Annotated in this window: 9 protein-coding genes and 1 pseudogene; 8 read left to right on the top strand and 2 right to left on the bottom strand. The window is 52.0% G+C overall.

Annotation, left to right across the window (positions count from 1 at the left end):
* Positions 1 to 13: 13 nt before the first annotated feature.
* On the bottom strand, positions 14 to 2,506 hold the full coding sequence (locus T458_RS46365; protein WP_023557925.1) for a U32 family peptidase: 2,493 nt from the start codon (positions 2,504 to 2,506) through the stop codon (positions 14 to 16).
* A gap of 167 nt (positions 2,507 to 2,673) precedes the next feature.
* On the bottom strand, positions 2,674 to 3,267 hold the full coding sequence (locus tag T458_RS46360) for a TetR/AcrR family transcriptional regulator (RefSeq protein WP_031306007.1): 594 nt from the start codon (positions 3,265 to 3,267) through the stop codon (positions 2,674 to 2,676).
* A gap of 238 nt (positions 3,268 to 3,505) precedes the next feature.
* Here T458_RS46360 and T458_RS46355 point away from each other — a divergent pair, with 238 nt between their 5' ends.
* From T458_RS46355 to T458_RS46320, 8 genes and pseudogenes are all read left to right on the top strand, one after another.
* The gene (locus T458_RS46355) at positions 3,506 to 3,979 is read left to right on the top strand and encodes an N-acetyltransferase (protein WP_023557923.1); all 474 of its coding nucleotides are present in this window, start codon (positions 3,506 to 3,508) and stop codon (positions 3,977 to 3,979) included.
* Between the two features lie 85 nt (positions 3,980 to 4,064).
* Positions 4,065 to 6,149 carry a methyl-accepting chemotaxis protein gene (locus T458_RS46350; RefSeq protein WP_023557922.1) on the top strand — a complete coding sequence of 695 codons (2,085 nt, stop codon included), beginning with the start codon at positions 4,065 to 4,067 and terminating at the stop codon, positions 6,147 to 6,149.
* A gap of 129 nt (positions 6,150 to 6,278) precedes the next feature.
* Positions 6,279 to 7,010 (top strand): GTP pyrophosphokinase, encoded by a 732-nt coding sequence (locus T458_RS46345; protein ID WP_031306006.1) that lies wholly within the window; start codon positions 6,279 to 6,281, stop codon positions 7,008 to 7,010.
* Complete coding sequence (gene pepV, locus T458_RS46340) at positions 6,994 to 8,433, top strand: dipeptidase PepV (RefSeq protein WP_023557920.1); 1,440 nt, start codon at positions 6,994 to 6,996, stop codon at positions 8,431 to 8,433. The genes T458_RS46345 and pepV overlap by 17 nt, the downstream gene beginning before the upstream one ends.
* Before the next feature lie 193 nt (positions 8,434 to 8,626).
* Complete coding sequence (locus T458_RS46335) at positions 8,627 to 10,093, top strand: DEAD/DEAH box helicase (RefSeq protein ID WP_023557919.1); 1,467 nt, start codon at positions 8,627 to 8,629, stop codon at positions 10,091 to 10,093.
* A 147-nt stretch (positions 10,094 to 10,240) separates the two neighbouring features.
* A complete protein-coding gene (locus tag T458_RS46330; RefSeq protein WP_023557917.1) occupies positions 10,241 to 10,861 on the top strand; it encodes a TetR/AcrR family transcriptional regulator in 621 nt (206 codons plus the stop codon).
* Positions 10,862 to 11,073: 212 nt separating this feature from the next.
* Positions 11,074 to 12,357: a kynureninase gene (gene kynU / locus T458_RS46325; RefSeq protein ID WP_023557916.1), complete on the top strand. Its 1,284-nt coding sequence runs from the start codon at positions 11,074 to 11,076 to the stop codon at positions 12,355 to 12,357.
* 25 nt (positions 12,358 to 12,382) lie between these two features.
* Positions 12,383 to 13,542 (top strand): annotated as a pseudogene (locus tag T458_RS46320) (amino acid permease).
* Positions 13,543 to 13,592 lie beyond the last annotated feature (50 nt).

The raw sequence follows: 13,592 nt of genomic DNA, 5'->3' as shown, positions 1-13,592 counted from the left end.
TCTCGTCTCGCTTTTATTTGGTAAGTTGTCCGCGGGTGACCCCCAGTTGATTGGTCGCTTTGAGGGTGCGCCAGACATGGGTTCCGCTTACTTCTCCGCGCAGCGCCTGGCGATACAGGGAGATGACTTCTTGGACGCGCTCAGGCTCCTCCTCCAGGAACTCGATCCGGTAGGAACCTACCTGCAGGGAGCGGAATTCATTCAGGTATTCTGCCCCAGACTGGTCGATTGCGTTGTATACGGTGTTGCGGCATCCGGTATCGACACGGACCGGATGGGAGAAGCCGACGCGGTCCTTGAGGGAGACGCGGGAGGTCTCGCAAGGCGTACCGCAGTTGGTATGATCGGTCCCTTCGCTGAGGAAGGTGCAGTAGACACAGTGCTCGGTATGGAACATCGGCATGTGCTGATGAATGACCAATTCCATCTGGGCAGCGTCCGCGTTTTCCAGCAAATCCACCATCTGCTGGATGTTCAGGTCATAGGACGGCGTTACCCGCTCAAGGCCGCAGTCCAGGAACAGCTCGACCGCTTTGTGGTTGGCGATGTTGAGCGAAAAGTCGCCGATCAGCGGGATGTTGATTTCGCCGCGTCTGGACATGTAGTAGTACAAGGCTCCGGTGTTGCGCACGAGGATGGCATCTGGCTTGGCTTTCGCGATCAAGGCCAGCACGCCGTTCTCATCCGGCATGTGGATGCGCATCGTCGCGATGCCGATCTTTTTGTTGTAGCGATGCGCCAGCTTGACAGCATCTGGATATTGCTTCACGAATTCAAAATCTGCGTAGAGAAAGTCCACATCTGTCTGTGCAGCTGCTTCCAATTGCTCAAGGGAACGGCACAGAGCAGTGAGCAAGGGCTTTTCCACCTGTTTTTTCCGAGGAATGTCTGCGAACGCATTCACGGGACGCTTTTGATAGACAGGCGGCTTGGAACGCAGATAGAGCAACTGCTCCGCAGCTTCCCTGCGCAACCGGTTCAGCTCGCTTACTGGAAGGATCAGTTCCCCGTCCAACTCGATTGTCAAATCCTCCTGATTCAGATGGAACAGTGTACCGCCCAGACGTCCCAGCTGATCGTGCAGCAGTTCATGTGTCAGCGGACGCTTCAAGGCTTGCTCCAGCGGAATTTGGGACTGGTTGGTAACAGCATGCTGCGCTTGCAGGTCCACCCAAGTCAGCTTCAGCTTTTCACCCAGCTTTCCGCTGGCATGTACTGCGATTGGGAACGTATGATACGGCTTTTCGGTCTCGAAGGTCTTGCGCAGTCGCTTGTCCAGCTCGGGATCGCTGGTTTTCCAGACGCGGTCGCCGACGTTGATGCGCTTCAGGTTTACATCGTTGCGGCCCATGACGATCTCGTACAGCCCCTTTGAAACTTCACCCTCTACCTTTTTGCTGCGCGAGAGGATGTCGTAGATGCGCCCGCCTTCTTCCTTCTGAGTCGGATCACCAGCGTCGAAGACAATTCCGTCCCCGCGTTTGACAGGGGAGGCAATTTCGACGAGCAAGCCGTGGGACAGCTTTTTCTTGACTTCCCCAAGATAGACGCCTCGGCTCTTTGGAAAGCTTCCGTCTACGAGCTTTTTATTGTTTGTTCCTTCCAGGAAGCCATGCGTAAAGCCGCGCGAAAAGCTCTGTTGCAGCTCGCGGATTTCCTGTTCATTCGGCGGCGTGTCGATACCGTCGAAATAGCGGTCGATGGCAGCGCGGTATTTGCTGACCACGTTGGCGACATATTCCGGGGTTTTGAGTCTTCCCTCAATTTTAAACGAGGTGACACCTGCTTCGATCAGCTCGGGCACCAGCTCGATCGCAGCCAAATCCTTGGGAGACAGCAGGTACGCGATATTGCCCATCTCTTTTTGCACGCCGTCCACCATCAGATCGTACGGCAAGCGGCAGGCTTGTGCGCATTCCCCCCGGTTGGCGGAGCGGCCACCCCACATTTCCGAAGTCAGGCATTGGCCGGAGTAGGAGACGCACAAAGCGCCGTGGACGAATACTTCCATCGGCAGCTTGGCTTTCTCTCCGATTTTGCGGATCTCTTTGAGTGAATTTTCCCGTCCGAGCACCACTCGCTCGATATCGAACGGCTTGGTGAACTCGACTGCCTCCGGCGAGGTGATGGTCATCTGGGTAGAGCCGTGGATCGGGAAGTCAGGCGACATCTCACGGATCAGCTTGACCAAACCGAGGTCCTGGACGATGACAGCATCCACACCCGCGTTGATACAGGCGTCGATCAGCTCCTGGGCGTCCTGCAATTCGTTTTCAAATACCAGAATATTAAAGGTTAAAAAGCCTTTTACCCCGTACATGTGCAGGTAGGACATAATCTCTGGCAGTTCTGCCATTTGAAAGTTTTCGGCCCGGGCACGGGCGTTGAACTTTTCGACTCCAAAAAATACGGCATTGGCTCCGTTGGCTACAGCAGCCTTCAGACAATCCCAGTTGCCTGCGGGAGCCAGCAATTCAATATCTTCACGCTTGATTCCATTTCGCATCTGAATGTCATTACCTCCAAGGTCTTCAAACAAGCTAACTTCATCATAGGGAATTGTGATAGTGACCGCAAGCAAAAACGAGGCTGGTAGATGTTGAAAGTGCTGCGAGCAGGGGGAAAGAGAGGGAGCAAGGATGCGCAGAAAACGCGAAGGGCTGATCACAAGATTTAATCTGTGTGCAGCCCTTCAAATACGATAGAGACCTTTTCTTCCATGATTTCTTCCAACGCCCATGCTCCTTCGCTGCGAACCCAGTCGTACAGCGCGTTGTAGTAGATGTTTTCGAGCATGTTGGCGGCGACCAGAGGATTGAACTTGGATTTCAGCTGTTTTTTCTCCTGGGCATCTTCGATCAGATCCGCAAAAAGCTGGCGCAGTTCAAAATACATGTTTTTCTCCGATTCCAGCACTTTGCGGTGTTTCATCGAAGACTCCACGACAACTTTAATGAAGTCGAAATTGTTGATGGTGACTTCGTTCATAATCTTGTAGATGCGCAAGACCTTCGCTTTGCAATCATCATCGATATCCCACTCATCCCGACGTTCCTCAATTTCATGAAGCCTTTCGTATCCCCAGTTGGCGAGAATCGCTTCTTTGGAGGTGAAATGGAGAAAAATCGTTCCGCGCGCCACATCGGCTTCCTCGGAGATCATATCGATGGTTGTTCCTTCGAAGCCGTGCTCCTTGAACAGTTTGATGGCAGAATTGAAGATTTTTTCCCGCGTCTCCCGTTTTTTACGTTCTCTTCGTGTCGTCAAATCGCGTACACCTCCGTTTGGCTTCATCGTTTATGCTGTTGGACCTACTTCCTGACCGATGTCTTATCCGACATTATACCATAATTTGTTCTTTCGAAAGAATTCATTTGAATGAACGGGGACAAGACAATGAAAAAAGGGATAGACTTCTGACCATTGCGAATGTATATTTATATACTATAATGAATAATTATGATATTGTACCAGGCTTCCTGAGCGTGGAGTGGAGGAGTGTAAGATGAGTGTCACCAAGGCGCTGACCGTACGTCAGGCAACAATGAAAGACGTAGATGCAATGCTGGAGATTGTTAATGAATATGCACGGCAAGGGTTGATGCTTCCGCGCACCAAGCTGTCGGTGTGCGAGCACCTGCAATCGTTTATCGTAGCCCATGATGGGGAGACGGTCGTCGGTGTAGCGGGCCTTCATATCTTGTGGGAAGACCTGGCGGAAATACGTTCGTTGGCGATTGCGGAAAGAGCCAAAGGCATGGGTGTAGGAAAACATCTTGTTTTGCATCTGGTAGAGCAATGCCGCGTTTTGGGCATCAACCGCGTGCTGGCTTTAACGTATCAAAAGGAGTTTTTTGAGAAATGCGGTTTTTGGATTGTAGCCAAGGAATCTCTGCCGCAAAAGGTATGGAAGGATTGCATCAATTGCTCCAAATTACCTATGTGCGACGAGATCGCCATGATATTTGAGACCGCCTAATTGCAGAATGGTATAGCCTTCCATTTTCGTTTTCTGGTACTATATTCATAGAGAGAATAGTACAGAAAGTCATGGGGGGCTGCTGATGAAGCTAGGGGCGCGCGTACTGATTGCCTTATTGTTTGCTGGAATCGTGCCGTTAACTGCCGCAGGTGTGTTTTCGTATCACGCAACCAAAGAGGAATTGTTGAACAGCAGTGCCGCCACCTTAGAATCCTTGCGCAACAGCAACAAAGAACAGGTCGAGAACTACTTCCGGGAACGGACGCGAAATGTCGAGACCCTGGCCGCTTCAGGGACGATCATCACGGCGATTCAATCCTTTGACCCGGTATGGAAGCTTGGCAGGGAGTCTGATGCCTATCAGGAGGCAGAGTCCGCCTATGCAAAAGAATTGAAAATGGAGGTCTCCCGCTATGGCTTCGCCAATGCATCCCTGATCAATGACCGCGGGGATGTCATCTATCAGATCAAGCCGCAGGCCGATTTCGGAACCAATCTCCTCTCGGGGCCATACGCCAATTCGGTCCTGGGCCAGACGGTGCAGAAAGCAGCAGGGCAGCAAAGCACGGAAATGTCCGACCTCGCACGCTATGAACCTTCGGGGGATGTCCCGGGCGTGTTCATCTCGGTGCCGATCTACGACAAGGGAGTGATCATTGGCCAATTGGCCGTGGAGACCTCCCTGGAGTATATTTCCCGACAGTTGAACAGGAGAGAGGGCTTGCAGGAGACAGGGAAAATCTATCTGGTCGGCGCAGACAAGCTGATGCGCTCCGAGCTGGGACGCGAACAGCCGACGCTGCTTGCACAGCTCGTCGACACGCAGATTGTCCAGGAGGCTTTTTCATCTGATCAATCAGAAGGAACGAAGATGAGCACCGACTACCTGGGCAATGAGGTGCTCGTTTCCTATGACAAGGTAAGTGTGGGCAAGCACAATTGGATCATTCTCGCAGAGATGGATATGACCGAGATCATGCAGGGACCGAACCAGATCATGCAGGCCATGGTTCTCTTCAATGGGATTGTCTTGTTGCTCATCGTACTGATCTCTACGTATACGGCGAATTGGCTTAGCCAGTCCTTTCAGGGATTGCTGGGAGTAGCGGCGCGGATCGGAAAAGGAGATTTTGCGAGTCCCTTCCCGGTGAGACTGCTCAAGCGAAAAGACGAGCTGGGAGAGCTGGGGAGATCGTTGTTCGAGATGCGCCAACAGCTTCATGCGATCCTGCTGCAGGTGCGCAACTCCGCTTCCTCCGTCACTGATTCCGTTTTGCAAATTCACGGCAACACCGCGGAGATCGCTTCCTCGAGCCAGCAGATCGTCCAAGTGGTAGACAGTGTCGCGGTCTCGGCAGAAAATCAATTGGACAAAATGGGGGAAACGCTTCATCTGGCCGAGGAGTTAACCCGCGACGTAGCGGATGTGACGGATAACGTGCAGCGCGTCTCCTCATCCTCGCAAGAAATGAAACGGCACGCCGAAGCAGGACGAGAGGCTGTGACAGCAGTCATCGTCAGCATGGAGGAGATCAATCGTTCCGTCAATGCTGCCAAGGAAGTCATCCATGCTCTGGAGCAGCGATCACAGAACATTTCGAGAATCATCGCTGTCATCACCGAAATTGCGCGACAAACCAACCTATTGGCCCTGAATGCGGCGATTGAGGCAGCCCGCGCGGGGGAGAATGGAAAAGGATTTGCTGTCGTAGCCGGAGAAGTGCGCAAGCTGGCAGAGGGGACGAATGAAGCCGCCCAGCAGATCGTCCAGATGATCGGAGACATTCAAAAGGACACTCGAAACGCGGTCGAACGAATGGAGGAAGGGTCCGGTACGACTGAGCGCGGCAGACAGATTGCCCGTCAGTCAGGCGAGATGTTCCAAAACATCGAGCACAATATCTTGCGTGTCTCGCAGGAGTTGGAGTGCGTGAACCAGACATGCAGCAGGATGGCTCCCCAGGCGCAACAGGTCGTAGCAGTCGCCCATCAGGTATCAGCCGCTTCGAGTGAAGCCGCTGCAGGGGTTCAGACGATCTCGGCAGCCGTAGAGGAGCAAAGTTCATCGATGGAATTGATCGTCGGTTCTGCGGATCGCTTAGCTGCTTTAGCTGACAATTTGCAGAAGTCCTTATCATCGTTTATATTGTCAGAATCATCAGAATGAGGATCTCCTGCGGGAAAACCTTGCAATCAAGAGACCGATCCACGGTCTCTTTTTCCTATTTGGGAGGATATCAGAATTAAAATGTTGAATGATAAAGATGTTGGAGTAACCGGGCGGAGGGACGAAAGCGTGCACAAACTAGACTGGGAACTATATCTGCTGCCGTTCGAGCAAGCTGTAGAAGAAATCAAGGTAAAGCTGAAAAATATCCGCAACGAGTTGCGTAAAAGAAAAGAGCACTCCCCGATCGAATTTGCGATGGGGAGAGTGAAATCGATCCCCAGCAACTACAACAAGGCGAATCGACTGCAATTTCCAATCGACGAGAACATCTGCTGGGAGATTCGGGACATCGCGGGAGTACGTGTCATCTGCCAATTTATCGAGGACATTCCGGCGGTCGTAGAGATGATTCGCAAGCGCCAGGACATGCGAGTCTATCTGGAAAAGGACTATGTCACGACGCCGAAAGAGAGTGGATACCGAGGCTATCATCTTGCAGTCGAGTACCCGCTGAATATGGCGGATGGGCAGGTCACCATTCCCGTAGAGATTCAGATTCGCACATTGGGCATGAATTTCTGGGCGACCATCGAACACTCGCTGAATTACAAGTACGAGGGAATACTCCCCTCCAACGTGCGCCAGCGTCTCATAGAAGCAGCCAAGGCTTCCTACAAGCTGGACAGCGAGATGAACAATATCCGCGACGAAATCAAAGAAGCGCAAGCCGAATTTACGCAAAAAGAAGTGCCGATGGATTCGCTGCTCTCTCTGGTAGAGATTGATCTGGATGTTGATGAGGAATACGAGGAAATGAACCTGGAAGAAGGGATCGAAACGAATGACGAAAAACATTGACTGGCTTGCCCAGACCCAAAAACGGCAAGAGGAACTGCTGGAGACGGCGCAAGCCTTTTTGCGCATCAAAAGCGTGCTTGATCCCGAGACGGCACGGGAGGGGGCACCCTTTGGGGAAGGAATTCGCGAGGCCTTGGATTTTGCCTTGCAGGTATGCCGCCAAGCCGGAATGACTATCAAAGACGTCGATGGCTATGCGGCTCACGCGGAATTCGGGGCCGGGGATGAGCTGATCGGAATTCTCTGTCATGTCGATGTCGTTCCGGAGGGGGACGGCTGGAGCACGCCGCCGTATGCTGCGCAGATCGTAGACGGCAAGCTGGTCGCGCGCGGGGCGATCGATGACAAAGGTCCTGCTATGGCTGCCATTTTTGCGGCAAAACTGGTGCTGGAGCTGGGGTTGCCGCTCTCCAAGAGGGTCCGCCTGATCTTTGGGACGGACGAAGAATCCTCCTGGAAATGCGTCCAACGCTATTTTCAGACCGAAGAGATGCCGACGATGGGCTTCACCCCGGATGCGGACTTTCCGCTGATTTATGCGGAGAAAGGCTTGACGGATCTGAAATGGCGCCAAACTATCGAGGCTTTTCGCGCTCTGAATCTTCCGGCTGCATCACAGGCTGAGGCTGCCCTCGTCTCCTTCACCGCCGGACGCAGGATGAACATGGTGCCTGACAAAGCCGAGGCTGTCTTGAAACCACTGCAGATGACGGGAACGCAGATCGCAGATCGTTATCGCCAGTACCTAAGCGAAACGGGGCGCACTGGACATGCAGAGGAAGGGAATGGACAGGTTGTCCTCATGATGGAGGGCGTATCCGTGCATGGCATGGACCCTGGAAAAGGTGTCAATGCCGGAACAGAGCTGATTCATTTCTTGCGTACGCTGTCTCTGGACGAGCGGGCGAGTCTGTATACGTCGTTTGTTGATCGCTACCTGCACCACGAGCATCACGGCGCTGCGCTTGGAATCGCGCATCTAGATGCAGAGATGGGCGCCTTGACCGTCAATCCGGGGGTTTTTGAGTATCAAGCGGACGGAGATGCACTGATCCAAGTGAATATCCGGTACCCGCACTCGGTTTCTTTTGAAGAATGGTCGGGTGTCCTGACAGGGCTATTGCAGGAGGGTGCCTTCGCTTTGGAAGTGGTCGAGCATCTGCCGCCTCACCGCGTAGACCCGAATCATCCGCTTGTAACGACCCTGCAGCGCGTCTACACTGAGCAGACCGGGGAAGAGGCAGGAATCATTGCGATCGGGGGCGCTACCTACGGCCGATCCCTTGATGTCGGAGTTGCTTTTGGACCGTTGTTTCCTGGACGTCCTGACAGCGCACACCAGCGGGACGAGTACATCCTGGTGGAAGATCTGATCAAAGCGACGGCGATTTACGCCCAAGCGATCTACGAATTGGCTAAGTAATCATGATAATCGGCAAAAAGACAGGGGGACGATGCAAAAAAGCATCCGGTTCTCCCTGTCTTTTGTTGTTTTTTTGTATTCACTCATATAGTATGGGAAGGATGAAGGTAAAGGTAGCCGATGTGGCACACAGGTTGTCCATGCAGCATGCGGTGGCAGGAATCGGCACGTTTGTGAAAGGAAGTGGCAATACATGGCAAAAACATTTGCGTCTTTTGGTTTTCGACCTGAGCTGTTGCAAGGGATTCAAGACCTGTACTATAAAGAACCAACGCCGATCCAGGAAGAGGCGATTCCGCTTATCCTGGAAGGAAAAGATGTGATCGGACAAGCACAGACCGGGACGGGCAAGACCGCAGCTTTTATGCTGCCGATCCTGAATGGCTTGCAGGAGGGCAAACGTGATATTCAAGCGCTGGTCCTGACTCCGACGCGGGAGCTTTCGATCCAGATTGCAAAAGAGGTGGAGAAGCTCGGCAAGCACATGGGCGTCAACGTTCTCTCGCTGCATGGGGGAACAGACATCGACAGACAATTGTCCAAGCTGAAGGAAACCGTTCATATCGTAGTCGGTACGCCGGGACGTGTACTGGATCATATGAAGCGCGGCTCCCTTCATTTTGGACGCATCTCCACCCTCGTGCTGGATGAAGCGGATAAAATGATGGAGATGGGCTTTCTCGAGGACGTGGAGCAGGTAATCATCGGGACTCCGTCCACCCGTCAGGTGCTGCTGTTCTCCGCGACGATGCCGGATGTGGTGAAAAAGCTGGCGCACCGCTTCATGAAGCAGCCGCCTCATTTGAAGATTGAGGGCAAGCAAAAAACGGTCGAGCAAATCGAGCAGTTTTACTACGTCGTCAACCAAAGCGACAAGACAGATGCGCTAGTGGATGTGCTGGAGCAAGAGCAGCCGTACCTGACCATCGTCTTCGCCAATACGCAGGTTCGCGTTCAGCAATTGACGGCGCGTCTGCAGGAAAACGGTTTTTCAGCCCAGGCTCTGTACGGGGATTTGTCGCAGAACAAACGGGAGCAATTGATGAAGCAGTTCCGCGAGATTCGCTTTCAGTATTTGATTGCGACAGATATCGCTGCGCGTGGTCTCGATGTAGAAGGTGTCACTCATGTCATCAACTACGACCTGCCCAATGATGTGGAGAGCTATATCCACCGCGTGGGGCGCACAGGGCGTGCGGGACAGAAGGGCAAGGCGATCTCGCTGATCTCTCCTCGCCAGAAAAACCTGCTGGCGCGCTTCGCCAAATCGACGAAGGCAAACATCGAGGAGCGAATTCTCCAGCCGGGCCGCCATCTGGACGCAGGCCGTCGGCAACGCGCCGAAGAGCGGGAAGCTCATTTTGTCGAGCTGCGCAAGCAACAGCAGCAGGAGCAGAAGAAGGAAAAGGACAAGGAATTTGCCCCTGTTCGCGAAGCGATCAAGAAAAAGACCAAGGTAAAACCTGGCTACAAGAAAAAGCTGGCTCGTGAACTGGATGAGCTGCAAACCAGATACGAGAAAAACCGCAAAAAAGCAGAAGCCATCGCTGCACGTAAGGCTGGAAAAAATCCGAAGCCGGCTGCAGGCGGGAAAGCGGGCAAAGGCGGCTTCGGCCAATCGAAACGCCCGTCCACTGGCAGAGGAAAAACAAGAGGATAACCAGACGACTGTCCATGCATCCAACAGGGTGATGGGCAGTTTTTTTTACATTCAGAAAGAAGAGGCGGCCATGAAAGTTTATCAAAAAAATGGTATGATGAAGCCAATGGATTTAATGATTGAATAAATGAAGTAGGTGGGGCAATCATGAAACACCAAATCAATATAGAAGATGGACGGCACTTAAGGTCGATGAAAACCCGAAATAAAATCATTAACGCGGCACATCATGTCTTTTTGAAGGAAGGCTTTCAAAATACAACGATCAAGCAAATAATCGAGCAAGCAAAAACAGGGTACGGGACCGCTTATGGTCATTTTAAAGGAAAAGATGATCTGCTCATCATTTTGATGGAAGATGTCATGAACCAATTTTTTGAGATCGCGCATACGCCTTTTTTTCCGGCAACAAGGGAAGAAGCAAAGCAGATCATTCAAGGTCAAGTATTGGAATTTTTGAAAATTGCGGAAAATGAAAGAGAAATCATGAAGGTTTTTTCGGAAGCAATCGGACTCTCCCAAACGATCAACCAAAAGTGGGAGGAGATTCGACAGAGGTTTATTCAAAGCATTACAAAGGATATTACGTATTCGCAAGTAAAAGGGCTGGCTCGCACGGATTTGAAAGCCGAGGTGGTCGCACGCAGCTGGTTTTTTTCGAACGAAATGTACCAATGGGAGATTGTATTCAAGAAAAATGATTATACCTTGGAGGAAATTGCCCATACGTTAACAACGATGTATGTTGACGCCATTTACCTGGATTAAAAGCCTTGGTTCCTTGGAATAACGGACCAAGGCTTTTGTTATGCCATTTAAAATTCGACATGAAGTCTATAATCATTACATTATGATTGCTATATCTTATTAAAACTTGAAATAAATCATCGAAATAAATATATACATCATGTCGGATTCATTTTATAATCCTAATTATTGCACGAATATACAGAAAATTAAGACTGAGGAGGCGACGTACCATGTCTACACCATCTGTCCCACTTACGAAGAGCTTTGCGCAAGAGCTGGACGCAAACGATCCGCTTGCCAGCTACCGCGATGAATTTTATTTGCTGCCAAGCATTTACTTAGACGGCAACTCGCTGGGACTGATGTCCAGACGAGCGGAGAGCAGCTTGCAGGAGCTGATTGACTCCTGGAAGGCGCTTGGCATCGAAGGCTGGACTACAGGAAAGCACCCATGGTTTTTCCTGTCGGAGAAACTGGGGGAAATGAGTGCACCTCTGGTAGGGGCTGACCCGGACGAAGTCATCGTGACCGGCTCCACCACCTTGAACCTGCATCAGCTGGCGGCAACCTTTTATCGGCCGGAAGGGAATAAGACCAAGATCATTGCCACGGATCTTGATTTTCCTACAGATATTTACGCCCTGCAAAGCCAAATCAAGCTGAAAGGCCTGGATCCGGATGAGCAGTTGATTCTGGTCGCCTCAAGAGACGGGCGCATGATGGAGGAAGAGGACATCATCGCTGCGATGACGGAGGAGGTCGCACTGGTTGTCCTGCCTACCGTGCTTTATCGCAGCGGTCAACTGCTTGACATCGAGCGACTGACGAAAGCAGCGCACGAGAGGGGCATCATGATCGGCTTTGATGGGTGTCATTCTGTAGGAGCCATTCCGCATGAATTCAGCAAATGGGAGGTGGATTTCGCTTACTGGTGCAACTACAAGTACGTCAATGCAGGCCCAGGCGGCGTGGGCAGCATTTATGTCAATCGCAAGCACTTCGGTACCGTTCCCGGATTGGCGGGCTGGTACAGCTCCAGAAAGGATAAGCAGTTTGACATGGAGCACATGCTGACTGTTGCCGAGTCGGCGGGAGCGTATCAGACGGGGACCCCGCACATCTTTAGCGTGGCACCGTTGATCGGGTCGCTCGAGATGTTTCAAGAAGTGACGGTCGAAAAGCTCCGGGAAAAATCCCTCAAGATCACGCGGTACATGATGGATTTGATCGAGAGCGAGCTGGCGGGGATGGGCTTTTCTCTGGCCAATCCCGTGGAAGACGATCGGCGTGGAGGACATGTAAGTCTGGAGCATGAGGAGGCGGTTCGCATTTGCCGAGCTCTCAAAGAAGCAGGAGTCATCCCGGACTTCCGGGCTCCCAACATCATTCGCCTGGCTCCGGTTGCGTTTTACACCACGTATACAGAAGTCTGGGAAAGCGTGCAGATCCTGAAGACGATCATGCTTGAGAAGACGTATGAAAAATTCGAAAACAAGCGCGGGGTCGTCGCCTAGCGCCCAAGTCAAAGGGGGTTATTCCATGTCAAACAAAACAAACGTTCCAGATATTATGGAAAGGGAAAAGGGGCTTACGCGCGGATTAACGACCCGCCAGCTCGCCATGATCGCGATTGGCGGCGCGATCGGTACGGGATTGTTTCTCGGCAGCGGGATGGCGATTGGCTTTGCCGGACCGAGCGTGATCGTCAGCTATTTGATCGGGGCTGTGATCGCTTTGCTGCTGATGGGCTGCCTCGCGGAGATGACCGTGGCGCATCCGACGACAGGCTCTTTCGGGGCGCATGCTGAGCGTTACATCAACCCATGGGCAGGCTTTTCTGTCCGGTATGCCTATTGGTTCTCTCTGGTGTGTGCCATCGGGACGGAAGTATCAGCTATGTCCGTCTATATGAAATACTGGTTCCCCGATGTTCCTGCCATCGTGTGGATCGCGATCTTTTCCGCTGTATTGATTTACGTCAATGCGACGAGCGTCCATTTATTCGGCAGTGTCGAGTACTGGTTCTCCATGATTAAAGTAGCGGCTATCATCCTGTTTATCGTATTTGGAGCCTATGTTGTATTCGGCAGCAGCAACCCGGAGATCGGACCGCAGAACTTCACCAACAACGGCGGATTTTTCCCGAATGGTCTATGGGGCATGTGGATTGCCATTTTCATTTCTTTGTTCAGCTACTTGAGTATTGAGATGATCGCTGTCAGCGCCGGCGAAGCGCTGGCTTCGCTCCTGCCAAGCTAGGCGATCTGAGTAAAAAGGGCGTTCCTTTGAAAGCGCTTGCTTTATCGACCATCGGAATTGCGATTGCCTCCTACATCAACATCGTTGCTCCGGATCAATCCTTTGTCGTGATGATTTCACTGTCCAGCTTTGGGGCGATGTTTGCGTGGTTTATGATCTTTGTCACGCATCTGTTCTTCCGCCGCAAATGGGAGCAAATGGGCGGCAGGAAGCTCCCTGTAAGGATGATCGGCTATCCGTACCTGACGATCTTTGGCGCGGCGCTTTTGGCTTGCGTGGTCCTCTCCACATGGTTCCAACCGGAGTTTAAAGACACCCTGACCATGGGCTTTCCGCTGCTCATCCTGATCTCCATTGCCTACTTCATTTGGAAAAAGGCGAATCCAGCAGCCTACGAAGCTTCAGCCCAGCAAAGCAGCAACAAGGACATACCTTCATAAGCATCCAGATCATGCATACGGCTTGATTGAAAATGAATGTCTGGAGGGAT

Source organism: Brevibacillus panacihumi W25 (assembly GCF_000503775.1).
In the GTDB taxonomy this organism is placed as follows: Bacteria; Bacillota; Bacilli; order Brevibacillales; family Brevibacillaceae; genus Brevibacillus; species Brevibacillus panacihumi_A.
This window is presented reverse-complemented; position numbering and strand designations above follow the sequence as displayed.